We start from the raw sequence: 14,840 nt of genomic DNA on the forward strand, positions 1-14,840 counted from the left end.
CCTCCGAGGCACCTGCTTTGCACCCCCGGGAAACCAGGGCGTAAGGTAGGTGTCACGACGCGGGGTGGAGCAGCTCGGTAGCTCGCTGGGCTCATAACCCAGAGGTCGCAGGTTCAAATCCTGTCCCCGCTACAGAGGTTGGGAGGGCTGTGCTCGCCAAAATCGGCGAGCCGGCCCTCCTTCGCGTTTGCCCCTGGGGGTCGAACCCCCAGACCCCCGCCAGGGGGGCTTCGCCGCCCCTGGACCCCCCTGCGGGTGGTTCCGTCGGTTGGTCAGGTCAGGTTGTCAGCCAGCCGGTTGTTGCGCCTGTCGTGTTCGCTACGTAGCCGTCTGGGCGGACCAAGATTCTTGTTAGGTCTGGCCAAGGGAGTTTGGGGACCTTCGCTACCACTACCTCTGGGTGTGGGTGTGGGGGTGGGGTTGGGGTTGTCGTCAGCAGGACGAACTTTCCTTTGTGGAACACGTCGCTTGCGTGGCCCTCTGGTGTTGGGAAGTCGGGGAGGCGGGCTCCTGCTGCCGGGTGGGTTTCCTTCGTTTCGTACCTGATGCTCAGGCCTGAGATCATTCCTGATAAGTGGTGCTCTACCTCTGGGAGCTCTGTCAAGGTGCGGAACAGGGCTCGGAGGGCTCGCTGGTTTTCGTTCAGGGGGACCAGGGCGTTCTGGGCCGCTATGTTGTCCAGGACCTGCTTCGCCACTTCGCGGCGCTCTGCTTCGTATGTGTCCAGGAGCGTTGGTGGGGCTTGGTTGTGCAGCTCGGCGGCTAGCTTCCAGCCCAGGTTCATGGCGTCCTGGATGCCCAAGTTGAGGCCCTGGCCTCCGGCCGGGAAGTGGATGTGGGCCGCGTCGCCGGCCAGGAAGACCCTGCCCACCCGGTACCTGGCCGCCAGGCGGCTGTCGTCCGAGAACCGGGATGCCCAGCGGATCTTCGCGAGCTTCGCCTCCGGGCCGAAACGCTCGTGGACCGCTTCGCGGACTTCGTCGTCGGTGACCTCCGCGCGGAGGTTCCGCGGGCGGTTCAGGCGGTCGCCGAACGTCACTCTGTACAGGTTCGGCTCGGCCAGGGGGATGATGCCGACGAACTTGCCCGGGCTCTTCGACGTCACCATGTTGGCCATCGAGCGCCACTTCGTCGGTGCTCCCGGTGGGGGCGACTCGAACAACACGTCCGCCGAGACGCCGTGGCCCCGGCCTTCGATCCCTTCGAACCGCAGGTTCAACGCCTTGCGCACCGCGCTGCGGCCGCCGTCGCAGCCCACCAGGTAGGCCGCTCGCACGCGGATGCCGCCTGCCGTGATCGTTACCCCCTCGGCGTCCTGCGAGAAGCCCGTCAGCTCGTGGCCGCGTCGCACGCGCACGCCCTGCTCTGCCAGCCGCTCCTCCAGCGCCGCTTCGACTTCCGCCTGCGGGATGCCCAGCTGGTACGGATGCCGGGTGTCCCAGCCCGTGTAGCTCACCGGAATCACCGAGAAGTGTCCGTCCGCGACAGTCGCGAACGACCGGTCCTCCGCGCGGCCCAGCAGACCCCGCAGGTCCAGGATTTCCGCTGTGCGGGGTTGGAGGTTCAGCGCCTTCGACAATCCCGTCCGCTCGTGCATCCGCTCGAGCACCAGAACGTCCACTCCGGCCAGTGCCAGCTCGTTCGCCAGCATCAGCCCCGTCGGGCCGGCCCCGGCGACGACCACCTCTGCCGTCAGCTCGTCCATCCTCACTCCTTAACAACGTTAAATTGACCTGCCCCGAGGATGCCCTTAACATCGTTAAACTGTCAACCCGGGTAACGAAGGGGATCGGCGAAAATGGCGCTGAGCAGGCAGGACATCGCGCGATCCGGGCTGAAGCTGCTCAACGACGTCGGGCTGAACGGCCTCACGCTCCGGCTGATCGCCGCCGACCTCGGCGTCAAGGCGCCGGCGCTCTACTGGCACATGAAGAACAAGCAGGAGCTGCTCGACGAGATGGCGACACAGATGTACCGCGATTCCGCGGCGCAGCGGGCGGTGCCGGAGTCGCTGGGGGAGTGGGAAGGCGTCGCGTACGGCGCCCGCGCGCTGCGCCGCATGATGCTGGCCTACCGCGACGGCGGGAAGGTCTTCTCCGGGACCTACCTCGCCGACATGAGCCTGATCGGCGAGCACTCGCTGCGCCGGAGCATCGAGGCCGGTCTGGACGAAGGGCGGGCGAGCCGTGCGACGTTCACCGTCTACTGCTTCGTCATCGGTTACGTGATCGAAGAGCAGGCCGTCCGCCCCGTGCCGGGGGAGTTCGACGAGCGGTACCGCGAGACGGCGGGCGAAGCCGTGCTGGGTGACGCCGACGCGCGGTTCGAGGACGGCCTGTCGATGGTCCTCAGTGGAGCCCGCGGCTGGCTTGAAACGCCTGGTCAGGCGGGTTAGGGGACCCCGGTGTAAACGCCTTGGAAGCACCGTGTAATCTTCTTCAAGTACCACAACGGCGCGGGGTGGAGCAGCTCGGTAGCTCGCTGGGCTCATAACCCAGAGGTCGCAGGTTCAAATCCTGTCCCCGCTACCACGGCAGAGGCCGATGTTCGCATAATATGCGAACATCGGCCTCTTTCGCTTTGTATTGGTGGCCGAACACCGAAACCCCGCCAAAGGCGCTCTGTCCACTTGGATCCCTCGCCGTGGCCGCCTTTTTCTACGAATCCCGCGATCCGGCCGTTGTTTCCGGATGGTTGCGGTGCGTGTTCGGTGTGCGCCAAGCTGGGGAAGGCCGCTTGCCGAACTCACCTGCCTGGAGGTTGCCGCGGCGGTGAGTGTGCGGCTTTTCGGACCAAAGCGTGCCCCTGGTGGTTGCACAGCGTGTCCGCGGTCCACAGTGGACCCGGTCGCATTGGGCCGAACGAGGGGATCTCACTAGCCACAATGGACACCTCCGCTGACCACTGTGGACACAGCGGCCGATAAGTGGGAATGTAGAGGACGTGTCCGAATTGAATGCAACAGCCGCCGCCCTGCTCGGTCTGCTCCACGACGGTCCCGCCACCGGCGGGCAGCTCGTCGCGGGAGCGGGTGAGCGATTCGGCGCCTTCTTCAGCGTCACCCGCAGCCAGGTGTACCGGGAGCTCCCGGCGCTGTCCAAAGAAGGTCTCGTCCGGCTCGGCAAGCAGGGCCCGCGCTCCAGCCAGCAGTACCTGATCACCGCCGCCGGCAAGAAGGCCTTCAAGGCCTGGCTGACGTCCGAAGCCGGCCCCGACCACCTGCGCAGCCCGCTCATCCTGCGGCTCGTGCACGCCGGCTCGCTGACGGCGAAGCAGCGCCAGTCGCTGCTCGAGTCCGCCCGGGCCAGCTACAGCCAGCAGCTCGACGACGCGCGGTCGGCCACCAAGGCGGCCGACGGGCCGTACGAGAAGGCCGTCGCCGAGTTCGCCCAGGCGCAGGCCAAGGCCGCGCTGAAGCTGCTCGACGCCATCCCCGCGGCCTGAGGTTGCAGCGCCCACGACCGGTCCTCGCAACCGGTCGTGGGTTTTGCCGTAACCTTGACAAACGTGAGTGATGAGTTCGACGCGGCACTGAAGGACCTGGCCGGCAAGCTGACGCAGATCGAGTCGGTGATGGACCTGGATGCGCTGCGTGCCCAGGTGGCCGACCTGGAACAGCAGGCCTCGAGCCCGAACCTCTGGGACGACCCGGAGGCGGCGCAGAAGGTCACCAGCCAGCTGTCCCACCGGCAGGGTGAGCTGCGGCGCATCAGTGAGCTGCGCCAGCGGCTCGACGACCTGAGCGTGCTGTACGAGCTCGCCGAGGCCGAGGGCGACTCCGGCAGCATGGCCGAGGCCGAGGCCGAGCTGACCGACCTCGGCAAGGCCATCGACGGCCTCGAGGTCCGCACCCTGCTCTCGGGCGAGTACGACGACCGCAACGCCGTCGTCACCATCCGCTCCGAGGCCGGCGGCGTCGACGCGGCCGACTTCGCCGAGATGCTGCTGCGCATGTACCTGCGCTGGGCGGAGCGTCACGGCTACCCGACCGACGTCTACGACATCTCCTACGCCGAAGAGGCGGGCATCAAGTCGGCGACCTTCAAGGTCAGCGCCCCCTACGTCTACGGCACCCTCTCGGTCGAGCAGGGCACCCACCGGCTCGTCCGGATCTCGCCGTTCGACAACCAGAGCCGCCGCCAGACGTCGTTCGCGCACGTCGAGGTGCTGCCCGAGGTCGAAGAGGTCGACCACGTCGACATCCCGGAAAAGGACATCCGGGTCGACGTCTACCGCTCGTCGGGCCCCGGTGGGCAGAGCGTCAACACGACCGACTCCGCGGTGCGCATCACGCACATCCCGACGAACATCGTCGTCTCCTGCCAGAACGAGAAGTCGCAGCTGCAGAACAAGGCGGCCGCGATGAAGGTCCTCCAGTCCCGGCTGCTGCAGCGCAAGAAGGAAGAAGAGCGCAAGGAGATGGACGCGCTCAAGGACGGCGGCTCCAGCTGGGGCAACCAGATGCGCTCCTACGTGCTGCACCCGTACCAGATGGTCAAGGACCTGCGGACCGAGTACGAGGTCGGCAACCCCACCGCGGTGCTCGACGGCGACATCGACGGCTTCCTCGACGCCGGCATCCGCTGGCGGATACAAGGCTCTTAGGCCGGGTGCGTGCGGTGGCCGGTCGACCGCTCACGGCGGCTTTCCGGGGGTCCGGGTGGCGGAGCCACCGGCGCGGGGTGTGGGGTACGACCCCACTACACACAGTGCGCAAACGACCCTTGCTCCACCCGGGTGGCCCCCGGCAACCGGGGCTTCACGAGACCGGTGGGTAGTATGCCGAATCGTGATCCGGCTCGAAGAGGTTTCCAAGGTCTACAAGACCTCGACGCGGCCCGCGCTCGAGCGGGTTTCCGTCAACATCGACAAGGGTGAGTTCGTCTTCCTCATCGGTCCCTCGGGATCGGGGAAGTCGACCTTCCTCCGGCTTCTGCTGCGCGAAGAGACGCCGAGCAAGGGCCGCGTGATGGTGTCCAACTTCGACGTCGCCAAGCTGGCCCGCCGCCGCGTCCCCCGGCTGCGGCAGACCATCGGCTGCGTGTTCCAGGACTTCCGCCTGCTGGCCAACAAGACCGTCGCCGAGAACGTCGCGTTCGCCCTCGAGGTCATCGGCAAGCCGGCCCCGACCATCAAGAAGGTCGTCCCCGAGGTGCTGGAGCTCGTCGGCCTCGACGGGAAGGCCGACCGGCTGCCCAACGAGCTCTCCGGTGGTGAGCAGCAGCGCGTCGCGATCGCGCGCGCGTTCGTGAACCGCCCGCTGGTGCTGCTCGCCGACGAACCGACCGGGAACCTGGACCCCGACACCAGCCAGGACATCATGCTGCTGCTGGAGCGGATCAACCGCACCGGCACGACCGTCCTGATGGCGACCCACGATCACTCCATCGTGGACTCCATGCGGCGCCGAGTCGTCGAGCTGCAGCTCGGCCGGGTGATCCGCGACGACGCCCGCGGCGTCTACGGCATCGGTCGCTGACCTTCCCGCCCCAGCCCCCGACTTCAAGGACCTGACCCCGACATGCGCGCCAGTTTCGTCTTCAGTGAGGTAATCACCGGCCTGCGCCGGAACGTCACGATGACCATCGCGATGATCCTGACCACGGCCGTGTCGCTCGCCATGCTCGGCGGCGGCCTCCTGGCCGTGCGCACGATCGACAAGATGAAGTCCAACTTCCTCGCCGACGTCGAGGTTTCGGTTTACCTCACCGACGACATCAGCGCGACGGACAAGAACTGCACCCAGTCGCTGTGCCAGTCGCTGCGTTCCTCGCTGCAGAGCAACGGCGGCGTCGAGTCGGTCGTGTTCGAGAACCGCGACCAGGCCTTCGACCGGTTCAAGAAGATCTTCGAGAGCCAGCCGGAACTGATCGCGCTCACCGGTCCCGAGTCGCTGCCCGCGTCACTGAAGGTGAAGCTGAAGGACCCGGACCGCAGCAACGCGATCGTCCAGGAGTACAGCGGCAAGCCGGGCGTGCGGAAGGTCGACGACCAGAAGAAGTTCCTCGACCGCGTGTTCAACGCCTTCAACGGCGTCCGGAACATGGCGTTCGGCGCCGCGCTCATCATGGCCATCGCGGCGCTGCTGCTGATCGCGAACACGATCCAGGTGTCCGCGTTCACCCGGCGCACCGAGGTCGGCATCATGCGGCTGGTCGGCGCGACGCGGTGGTACACGCAGCTGCCGTTCCTGCTGGAGGCGGTGGTCGCCGGCGTCTTCGGTGCGGTCATCGGGATCATCATGCTGATCATCACGAAGGCCGGCTTCCTCGATTCGGTGTTCACCGGCGACGTGTTCCCGAAGATCACCATGCTGGAGCTGCTGTTCCCGGTCGCGCCGATCCTGCTCGGGGTGTCCGTGGTGATCTCCGCCATCACCGGGTACGTCACGCTGCGGCTGTACGTCCGGCACTAGCGTTTAACCAGCTGCTTGTCGCTTCGAGAATCACGTAGAGTGGTCGTATGCCCAAGGAACGTGGCCAGAAGGTGATCGTGTCGAACCGCAAGGCGCGGCACGATTACTCCATCCTCGACACCTACGAATGCGGTCTCGTGCTCGTCGGCACCGAGGTGAAGAGCCTGCGCGAGGGCCACGCGTCGCTGGCGGACGCGTTCGCGACGGTCGACGACGGCGAAGTCTGGCTCCGCAACGTGCACATCCCGGAGTACACGCAGGGCACGTGGACCAACCACACGCCGCGGCGTACCCGGAAGCTGCTGCTGCACCGGCGGGAGATCGAGAAGCTCATCGGCAAGACCAAGGAGAGCGGACTCTCCTTGGTCCCGCTGTCGATGTACTTCAAGGACGGCAAGGTCAAGGTCGAGATCGCGCTGGCCCAGGGCAAGAAGGCCTACGACAAGCGGCAGACGCTCGCCAAGCGCGACGCGGAGCGCGACATCAGGAAGGCCATGGGCCGCGCGCTGAAGGGCCGGTTCACGGAGTGACGCCCGGCCCGGCTTCCGATGCCGACGTGGCGCGCTGGACGGCGTCGCTGGGCCTGCCGGGCTTGGTCGACTTGCACGTCCACTTCCTGCCGAAGCCGGTGATGGACAAGGTCTGGGCCTACTTCGACCGGGCCTCGACGCACTACGGCACCGCGTGGCCGGTGCACTACCGGACGTCCGAAGAGGACCGGCTGGAGACCCTGCGCTCGCTGGGCGTCCGGCGGTTCGCGCCGCTGGTCTACCCGCACAAGCCGGGGATGGCGGAGTGGCTGACGTCGTGGGCGCTGGAGTTCGCCGCCCGCGTCCCGGACGCGGTGCCGACCGGCACCTTCTACCCGGAGCCCGGCGCCGGGTCCGCAGTGGACGGTGCGTTGCGGGCCGGTGCCCGGGTGTTCAAGGCGCACGTGCAGGTGGGCGCGTACGACCCGCGTGACGAGCTGCTGAAGCCGGTCTGGGGCGCGCTGGCCGACGCCGGCGTCCCCGTTGTCGTCCACTGTGGACACGGTCCGTTGCCGGGCGACTTCACCGGGTTGCCGGTGTTCGAAGAGGTCCTGGCCCGGCACCCGAAGCTGACGGCGGTGCTCGCGCACGCGGCGATGCCGGAGTTCGAAGCGGCGTTCGACCTGATGGCGAAGTACCCGCGGGTGCACCTGGACACCACGATGGTCGGGGTGCCGTTCGTCGAAGAGATGGCCCCGCTGCCGCCGGACTGGACCGCGCGGCTGGCCGCGTTCGCCGACCGCGTGGTGCTCGGCACGGACTTCCCGAACATCCCGTACTCGTACGCGACGCAGCTGCAGGCGATCGCCGGCTGGGCAGCAGCCGACGATCGCCTGGGGGAGCCGTTCCTGCGGGCCGTCCTGCACGACACCCCGCTGCGGCTGCTCAACGCCTGAGGTTCAGCGGCGCAGCGCGGCCCGTTCGGTCACCGCTACCGCGCGGCCGAGGAGGCGGGTGCCGAGGACGGTCGCGGGGATCTGCTTGCCCGCCAGGAGGAACCCGGCCGTCGCGAGGACCACCCACGGCAGCGGGCCGCCCGCGATCCCGTCCGAGAGCGGGGCGAACCCGTGGGCCGCCAGGCCGAGCAGACCACCGGAGATCATCAGCCCGGCCACCACCAGCTGCGGCACGCCCGCCGTCGCCTCGCTCGCGTCACGCCGCGTCTCGAACTGCGCGAACAGCCGCAGCAGGCCGAGCAGCGTCAGCCCGCAGACCGCGAACCACGCGGGCGCCATGACCAGCCAGAACACGGTCCCGGGCGGCGGGGTCTGGTAGCCGAGACCGTAGACCGTCACGCCCGCGACGACGACCAGCGCCGGCATGTGCCAGAGGTAGACGCTCATGAACCGCGCGCCGAGCCAGCCGAGGGCGCCGCCGACACCGGGACGCGCCGCGAGCGCGTTGAGCTGCGGGCGGAAGGCCAGCAGCAGGCCGATCTGGCCGACGGCGAGGAAGGCCAGCAGCACGGTCGGCGGGCTCATGTTCGACACCGGCGCCCCCGGCATGCCGATCATGCTGGCCGGGTACGGCCCGAACGCGACCATCAGCGCCGTGGTGCCGAAGCCGGCGGCCGACAAAGTCAGCGCGGCACGGCGGGTCAGCGCGCCGAGGCGACCTTCGACGTAGTGGAAGCCCAGCTGGTGCACCGCGACCCAGACGAACACGGCGTTGAGGTAACCGACGTACCCGAGGTCGTTGAAGCGGGCGACGTCGACCAGCACTCCCGCGACCGCCATGACCAGCGGCACCTTCAGTCCCCAGCGCCGGTGCGCGGCGACCATCACCGGCGTGAGCAGCACGACCAGCACGTACACCGCGAGGAACCACAGCAGCTGCGCGGCGATCGCGCTCGCGACCTGCACCGGCTGGGGCGGCACGCCCAGGCCGAGGAGGAAGTCCGGCATGACCAGCCAGACGGCCACCAGCGGCAGCACCGGCACCATCAGGCGCCGGATGCGGCCGGCGAGCCACTGCCGCGCGGAGTCCGCGCGGCGGAACGAGATCAGGTTCGCCGCACCCCCGGCGAAGAAGACGAGCGGCATGACCTGCGACAACCAGGTCACGACCCACCAGCCGGGCGTCGCGAGGGCGTTGCCGGTCGCGAGGTGCCCGTCGGAATAGGACAGCACCGGCATGATCCAGTGCTGGGCGATGACGGCGAGGATGGCCCCCGCCCGGACGACGTCGAGAAACCTGTCCCGGCCGCCGCTCGCGACCCCCTGGCTTGTCTGCATGCCGTTCAGCCTGGTCGTCCCGACCTGGCAAAACAGCGATGCTGACCGGCCTCTTGGGGGTCCTGTCCACCCCCGGTGAATACGGGGGTTCTCCCTACCTCAGGCCGTCCGGCTCGGGTTCGTGCTGCGTCGCCGCGACGCGGTACTCCCAGCCCGTCTCGGTGAGGCCGAGCTCGTAGCGCGTCTCGATCTTCGGGCCGCCGTGCAGGTGGATGTGCCGGATGACGGTGCCGGGCACCGGCTCGGCGTCGCCGAGCTCCTGGACGCGGCCGTCGAGCGGTCCGCCGAAGAAGCGGACGCACCGAGAATCGTCGGACATCTGCGCTCCTCTCCGGCGGATTCGCTCATGGTAGGTGAGCGATCAGGGGGGTGCCGCCCGCGGAACGGGTGACCCTTTGTCCACTCTACGGGAACTTCGGTGACGGAGAGTTCCGCTCAGCGGCCCAAATAGGTCAACACCGCGCGGACGCGGCGGTGCTCTTCCGAGCTCGCTTCCAGGCCGAGCTTCGAAAAGATGTTGCCGATGTGCTTCTCGACCGCGCCGTGGGAGACCACCAGCGAGTTCGCGATCGCCGTGTTCGACAGGCCCTGCGCCATCAGGCCGAGCACCTCGGACTCGCGGGCGGTCAGCGCGTCCAAGGGGTTACGGCGGCCGCGGGCCATCAGCTGGGCGATCACGTCCGGGTCGATCGCCGTGCCGCCGCCCGCCACCCGGCGGACCGCGTCCAGGAAGTCCGCGACGTCCGCCACGCGTTCCTTCAGCAGGTAGCCGACCCCGCCGGCGCCGCCCGAGAGCAGCTCCACCGCGTACGACTCCTCGACGTACTGCGAAAGCACCAGCACCGGCAGCCCCGGGATCTCCTTGCGCGCCGCCAGCGCCGCGCGCAGCCCCTCGTCGGTGAACGTCGGGGGCATCCGGACGTCGACGATGGCCAGGTCAGGGCGATGTTCCTTGATCGCGCCGAGCAGGTCGTCGCCGTTGTCGACGGCCGCGGCCGTCTCGATGCCCTCGTCGGCGAGCAGGCGGGTCACCCCGGCCCGCAGCAGCACGGCGTCCTCGGCGATGACTACCCGCATCCGGCCCCCAGGTTCGTGGATGAACGGGGTCCAGCCTATTCACCACTGACAGGGCAGGTCAGCCCGGATTACCGTCGGCCCGCCCACCGGGCTGACCACGGTGATCACGCCGTCGATCGTCGCGGCGCGGTCGGCCAGGCCGGCCAGCCCGCCGCCGGGCCGCACCTCGGCGCCGCCGTGACCGTTGTCGGTGATCTCGACGACGACGTGGTCGTCGGTCCGCCACACCTTCACGGTCGCTTCGGTCGCTCCGGAGTGCTTCGCGATGTTCGTCAGCGTCTCGCCGACGATGAAGTACGCCGTCGTCTCCACCGCCGCCGGCGGCCGCGGGTCGACGTCCACCGAGACGTCCACCGGGATCGGCGACTTCGCCGCCTGCGCCGACAACGCCGCGTCCAGCCCCCGGTCGCCGAGCACGGCAGGGTAGATGCCGCGCGCGAGGTCCCGCAGCTCCGACACCGCCAGCTTCGCGTCCGCATGCGCCTCGTCGATCAGCTCCCGCACCGCCTCCGGGTCCTGGTCGAACTTCGACTTCGCCCGCCCCAAGCTCATCGCGACCGCCACCAGCCGCTGCTGAGCGCCGTCGTGGAGGTCACGCTCGATGCGGCGCCGCTCCGCCTCCGCCGCGTCGACCCCCCGCGCCCGCGAAGCCTGCAGCCGTTCGGCCTTCTGCTCCAGCCGCTTCGTGCGATCCGGACCCAGCAGCGCGAGCCCCAGCTCACCATGCAGCCAGCCCAGCCACGGCGTCACCCAGACCGCCATCGGCAGCAGCACGATCGACGCGATCGCGATCCCGAACTCCAGGCACGCCAGCGGGAACGCCACCATCAGGTACGCCAGGTCCCGCCACGTCGTCATGTCGCTCAACCGCACGATCCACCGCCGCAGCAGCGGCAGGCCGTCGTACGGACGCCGCTCCGCCGGCGGCAACGGCACCCGCAGCATCGAGCCCAGCCACTCGCGCTCCCGATCACCCGACCAGCGGATGAGACTCGTCGTCGCCAGCAGGATCGGGAACCCGACCCACACCACCGCCGTCGACACCCCCACGGCGATGCCGGTGACGATCAGCACGAACTGCAGGAGCCGGAAGACGAAACTCACGATCATGTACACGATCGTGCGAGCCGGATGCGGCCGCGGATGCTCCAGCCGCTGGACCTCGCTCATCCCACCACCAGGTTCTGCTCTTCGACGGCTTCCCACCAGCGCTCCATCCGACGGCGCTGCGCCACGGTCGGCCCCAGCAGCGCGTTCGCCACCCGGGCGTGCATCCCCGCCAGCGCCTTCGTCAACGCCACCGACAACGCGATGAACAACACCCCCAGCGCCGCCCACGGTAGCGCTTCCACCGTCGAGTCCACGGTCAGCCACCGCAGCTCCTCCGCCGGGAAGTAGTACGCGCCGTCCGGCAGCCACCGGAAGTAGATCGGCAGCCCCGCCAACGCCAAACTCGTCGACCAGAACGCCGTGACCAGCACGAACTCCACAATGCCCAACGGGAAGAGAAGGAAGAAGTAGACCAGGTCCCGCCACGTCGACGGATCCTTCAGCCGCGCCTTCCACCGCAGGCTCTGCCTGCCAACCGGCAGCGGCAGATAAGGCAGATCGACATACCGGTCGAGCAGCGCGTAGACCCGCGCGCGCTCCAACCTCGCGGCCCCCCGCACCGCGAGGACGACGAGCGCGAGCAGGCCCACGCCCACCCACACCACCGCGGTCCCCAGCCCGGCCGCCGTGAACGACGTCAGCAACCCGAACGCCAGCACTCCCAGCGGCAGGTTCATCAGCAGGAACACCACCGAACCACCGAACGGCGGATCCCGCCTCTCGCTCACCATCACCGGACTCCCTTCATCCCACGATGGACCAAGGATCGCCTTCCGGCGACGCATCGGACATGGTGCGAGCGGGCATCCTCCCGGTAGGGCTGGCCCTACCCACCGGGAGTAACCCAGTAGCGGGACGCGTTATGATGGACAGGTTGTGATCCCACCAAGGGGGTGAACGGTTTCGACTTTGGACGTTGATTCAGGAGAAGCGTGCCGGTGCAGGCGAGAGACCACCGTAAGCGTCATCGCAACCAAATAAGCGCCGACTCCAGTCAGCGCGAGTTCGCCCTCGCCGCCTGAGCGAGTGCGACTCTGTCGGCCCGGGTTCGCCTCCGGCCCGGGTACCGGCATCAGCTAGGAGGCTCAGCGACTGTCCCGGCCACGGGGAACAGTCGTGAAGCAAACAGTGGCTGGGCTCGTCACCTCAGCTTGTTCGCGTGACTGAGGGAGCCAAGCAGAGACGTAGCGGACTGCGCACGGAGAAGCCCTGTTGATACGCCAGAGGACCCGGGTTCAATTCCCGGCACCTCCACTTCGAGAAGGCCCACGCCCCTATCGGGGCTGGGCCTTCTCTTCGTTCTCGGGTGTTTTTCTGGGGGTCGAACCCCCAGACCCCCGCCAGGCGGGCTTCGCCCCCTGGACCCCCTCCCCGGGGCTTCGCCCCGGACCCCGGGTCTGGGCTCAGGGCTTCGCCCGTCGCCTGTTGGGGACTTCGCCCCCTTGCCCCTCGCCCTTGGGGCTTCGCCCCTTGCCCCCTGGGGTTCGGCAAAGGCGTAGCGCCCCTTTTTCAGGTGTCTCACCGGCGTGAACGGCACGCTGAAGACACAAACGGCACCCCATCCAGACCTCCCCCTGCCACCCCGATACGAAGCCGAAACACGGACGGTAGTGCCGGGTCAAGGCACGCTTTCCCGCCTTGACGCGGTGCTGCCGTCCGTAGTCACAATCGGGCTTCGGGGTGGTGGGTCAGCGAGTCCTTTGCGGAGCTACCTGCAACGACACGACTTTGGTGGAGTCTGCTTGCCCCCTGGGGGCTTCGCCCGTCGTTGGGGGGAAGTTGGGGGTTCGGGGGGTGGTTGGGGGGTTACTTTGGGTGGGATTTGGGGGTCACTTGTGGGTGAAGTTCTTGTTAGTGTCATGCTGGGGTTCCGATTGTGGCTCCGCACCCGCGGGGTCGGAAGTAGGTGCCAGATGACCTGGGCCCGGCAGCATGGCAGCTCTACCGCCAACGATGAAGACAGCCGTATGGGGGTTATTCGGGCCGAGGAGGCCGAGAGGCTTGCCGAACAGAACGATCGGGCTCTTGTGACCGTTGCCGGTCACTCCTCCGACGTGCGGGACTGTGCCGAGCTTCTGGCCATGCTCGGGCTTGATGTCGGGCGGCGGCAGCGGCTCGCCTGAGTGAGGCGTCAGACCACGTCCGTTACGTGGACCACCTTGTTTCTGCCTGTCGCCTTTGCGCGGTAGAGCGCTGTGTCCGCGGCGTCCAGCAGGTGCTGGAGGGATCTTCCCGACGTCGGGTAGTTCGCTGTTCCTATCGAGGTCGACAGGCCTGTGATCGAGCACTGTCCTGCCGGGACGGTCAGCGTGCTGACCGCCCGGCGGATGCGCTCCGCCAGGGGGCCGATGTCCGCGGGGTCGATGTCCGGGAGCAGCACCACGAACTCCTCGCCGCCGAAGCGGCCCACCGCGTCGCCTCGGCCTCGGACCGATGATGTGATCGCCTGCGCCACCGCGCGGAGGACCGCGTCGCCCGCCAAGTGGCCGTATGTGTCGTTGACCTGCTTGAAATGGTCCAGGTCCAGCATCAGCAACCCGAACGTTCCGCTGTGCCGCTCCGCGTCCGACAGCGTCCGTTCAGCCAATGCGTGCCAGCCGGTCGTGTTGTAGAGGCCCGTCTTTTCGTCGCGGCGCGCTGCCACTTCCAGCTGCTTCACCAGCACCGTCCGGTGCAGCAGCAACACCGGTGGCAGCACCAGTGCTGCCAGGCCCGGCAACGTCGCCAGGGCCAGCGCGTTCACCGCGCCCAGGCACAACGTCGCCAGCTCCAGGCCGTTGTCCGACCACGTGCCGAACAACGCCGCCGGTGTCCGCCCGATCCGGCGGCGCGCCGGCAGCACCAGCAGCGCGTTCACCACGAAGAACGTCAGGCCGGCCGCCACCACGGCGAACGTGCCCGCCCAGCCGCGTGCCACCGCCGACCGGATGTCTTCGACGTCGGCCAGGCGCAACGCCGCCTGGGCCGCGTAGCAGGAGAGCAGGATGATCGCCGCGTTGCTGACCGTCCGTGACGCCGGCACCCGGGACAGGCGGTACCAGCTGCGCATCGCCAGGTGCAGGTACAGCCCGGCGACCAGGACCGCGAGCAGCACCGGCGGGAGCAGCAGCACCCCGGCGAACGTCCACGCCGACGTCATGTTGATGTGCGGCGGCTGGGACCTCCGGCGCTGGTTGCGCTCCACCCGCCGCCCGGTTTCCGCCTGGACCACCCCGAGCACCAGCAGCGTGCCCAGTACCAGCAGCGTCCGCCGGTCCACCGCCGGTGAGGCCGGCCGCAGGGCGAGCGCCACCGCGACGACCTCGCTCGCCAGGCAGTACGCGACCACCCGCGGACCCTGCCGCCACAACGCCGATCGCCGGGCCAGCCCGAAGCGCAGTCCTGTCCGCACCGGATCCCCCTGGAAACCACTGTTCAGCCACGGTAAGCACGCCCCGGAGCGGAATCGAGCCGTTCGGTGACAGTTGCCCCGAT

The 14,840-nt window shown here is 68.5% G+C and carries 15 protein-coding genes, 2 tRNA genes and 1 other RNA gene; 11 read left to right on the plus strand and 7 right to left on the minus strand.

Translation table 11 applies throughout. The annotated features are described in order from the left end of the window. Positions 1 to 58 precede the first annotated feature (58 nt). Positions 59 to 132 (plus strand) — tRNA-Met (locus CF165_RS47680). A gap of 145 nt (positions 133 to 277) precedes the next feature. Here CF165_RS47680 and CF165_RS47685 read toward each other — a convergent pair. Then, positions 278 to 1,705 (minus strand): FAD-dependent monooxygenase, encoded by a 1,428-nt coding sequence (locus tag CF165_RS47685; RefSeq protein WP_093954223.1) that lies wholly within the window; start codon positions 1,703 to 1,705, stop codon positions 278 to 280. 93 nt (positions 1,706 to 1,798) lie between these two features. On the opposite strand from CF165_RS47685, the gene CF165_RS47690 reads away from it, so the two are divergent. The 8 genes from CF165_RS47690 (at position 1,799) to CF165_RS47725 (ending at position 7,841) form a co-directional block, all read left to right on the plus strand. Then, a complete protein-coding gene (locus CF165_RS47690) occupies positions 1,799 to 2,395 on the plus strand; it encodes a TetR/AcrR family transcriptional regulator C-terminal domain-containing protein (protein WP_093954224.1) in 597 nt (198 codons plus the stop codon). A 59-nt stretch (positions 2,396 to 2,454) separates the two neighbouring features. After that, positions 2,455 to 2,531: transfer RNA gene (locus CF165_RS47695), tRNA-Met, on the plus strand. A gap of 412 nt (positions 2,532 to 2,943) precedes the next feature. Continuing rightward, positions 2,944 to 3,444: a PadR family transcriptional regulator gene (locus CF165_RS47700; RefSeq protein ID WP_093954225.1), complete on the plus strand. Its 501-nt coding sequence runs from the start codon at positions 2,944 to 2,946 to the stop codon at positions 3,442 to 3,444. A gap of 63 nt (positions 3,445 to 3,507) precedes the next feature. Next, complete coding sequence (gene prfB, locus CF165_RS47705; protein WP_143268889.1) at positions 3,508 to 4,605, plus strand: peptide chain release factor 2; 1,098 nt, start codon at positions 3,508 to 3,510, stop codon at positions 4,603 to 4,605. A gap of 184 nt (positions 4,606 to 4,789) precedes the next feature. Then, positions 4,790 to 5,479, plus strand: coding sequence for a cell division ATP-binding protein FtsE (gene ftsE / locus CF165_RS47710; protein ID WP_086683549.1), 690 nt, complete (start codon positions 4,790 to 4,792; stop codon positions 5,477 to 5,479). 42 nt (positions 5,480 to 5,521) lie between these two features. Then, on the plus strand, positions 5,522 to 6,415 hold the full coding sequence (gene ftsX / locus CF165_RS47715; protein ID WP_093954227.1) for a permease-like cell division protein FtsX: 894 nt from the start codon (positions 5,522 to 5,524) through the stop codon (positions 6,413 to 6,415). 47 nt (positions 6,416 to 6,462) lie between these two features. Beyond that, complete coding sequence (gene smpB, locus CF165_RS47720; protein WP_093954228.1) at positions 6,463 to 6,945, plus strand: SsrA-binding protein SmpB; 483 nt, start codon at positions 6,463 to 6,465, stop codon at positions 6,943 to 6,945. Then, a complete protein-coding gene (locus CF165_RS47725; RefSeq protein WP_093954229.1) occupies positions 6,942 to 7,841 on the plus strand; it encodes an amidohydrolase family protein in 900 nt (299 codons plus the stop codon). The genes smpB and CF165_RS47725 overlap by 4 nt, the downstream gene beginning before the upstream one ends. Before the next feature lie 3 nt (positions 7,842 to 7,844). On the opposite strand, the gene CF165_RS47730 is transcribed toward CF165_RS47725, so the two are convergent. The 5 genes from CF165_RS47730 to CF165_RS47750 form a co-directional block, all read right to left on the minus strand. Further along, entirely contained in the window at positions 7,845 to 9,179 is a 1,335-nt protein-coding gene (locus CF165_RS47730; protein ID WP_093954230.1) for an acyltransferase family protein, read from the minus strand. 94 nt (positions 9,180 to 9,273) lie between these two features. Then, complete coding sequence (locus tag CF165_RS47735) at positions 9,274 to 9,498, minus strand: DUF8847 domain-containing protein (RefSeq protein ID WP_093954231.1); 225 nt, start codon at positions 9,496 to 9,498, stop codon at positions 9,274 to 9,276. 116 nt (positions 9,499 to 9,614) lie between these two features. Continuing rightward, entirely contained in the window at positions 9,615 to 10,256 is a 642-nt protein-coding gene (locus tag CF165_RS47740) for a response regulator transcription factor (RefSeq protein ID WP_093954232.1), read from the minus strand. Between the two features lie 39 nt (positions 10,257 to 10,295). Then, complete coding sequence (locus tag CF165_RS47745; RefSeq protein WP_093954233.1) at positions 10,296 to 11,426, minus strand: sensor histidine kinase; 1,131 nt, start codon at positions 11,424 to 11,426, stop codon at positions 10,296 to 10,298. After that, the gene (locus tag CF165_RS47750; RefSeq protein WP_093954234.1) at positions 11,423 to 12,097 is read right to left on the minus strand and encodes a sensor domain-containing protein; all 675 of its coding nucleotides are present in this window, start codon (positions 12,095 to 12,097) and stop codon (positions 11,423 to 11,425) included. Before CF165_RS47750 ends, CF165_RS47745 begins: the two co-directional genes overlap by 4 nt. A gap of 158 nt (positions 12,098 to 12,255) precedes the next feature. Here CF165_RS47750 and ssrA point away from each other — a divergent pair. Together ssrA and CF165_RS50885 are read left to right on the plus strand one after the other, a co-directional pair. Next, positions 12,256 to 12,623: a transfer-messenger RNA gene (gene ssrA / locus CF165_RS47755) on the plus strand. Between the two features lie 656 nt (positions 12,624 to 13,279). Next, positions 13,280 to 13,489 carry a hypothetical protein gene (locus CF165_RS50885; RefSeq protein WP_143268890.1) on the plus strand — a complete coding sequence of 70 codons (210 nt, stop codon included), beginning with the start codon at positions 13,280 to 13,282 and terminating at the stop codon, positions 13,487 to 13,489. A gap of 8 nt (positions 13,490 to 13,497) precedes the next feature. Here CF165_RS50885 and CF165_RS47760 read toward each other — a convergent pair whose 3' ends face one another. Beyond that, positions 13,498 to 14,757, minus strand: a complete 1,260-nt coding sequence (locus tag CF165_RS47760; RefSeq protein WP_240522178.1) for a GGDEF domain-containing protein — start codon at positions 14,755 to 14,757, stop codon at positions 13,498 to 13,500. Positions 14,758 to 14,840: the final 83 nt, after the last annotated feature.

This window comes from Amycolatopsis vastitatis (assembly GCF_002234595.1).
GTDB classification, from domain to species: domain Bacteria; phylum Actinomycetota; class Actinomycetes; order Mycobacteriales; family Pseudonocardiaceae; genus Amycolatopsis; species Amycolatopsis vastitatis.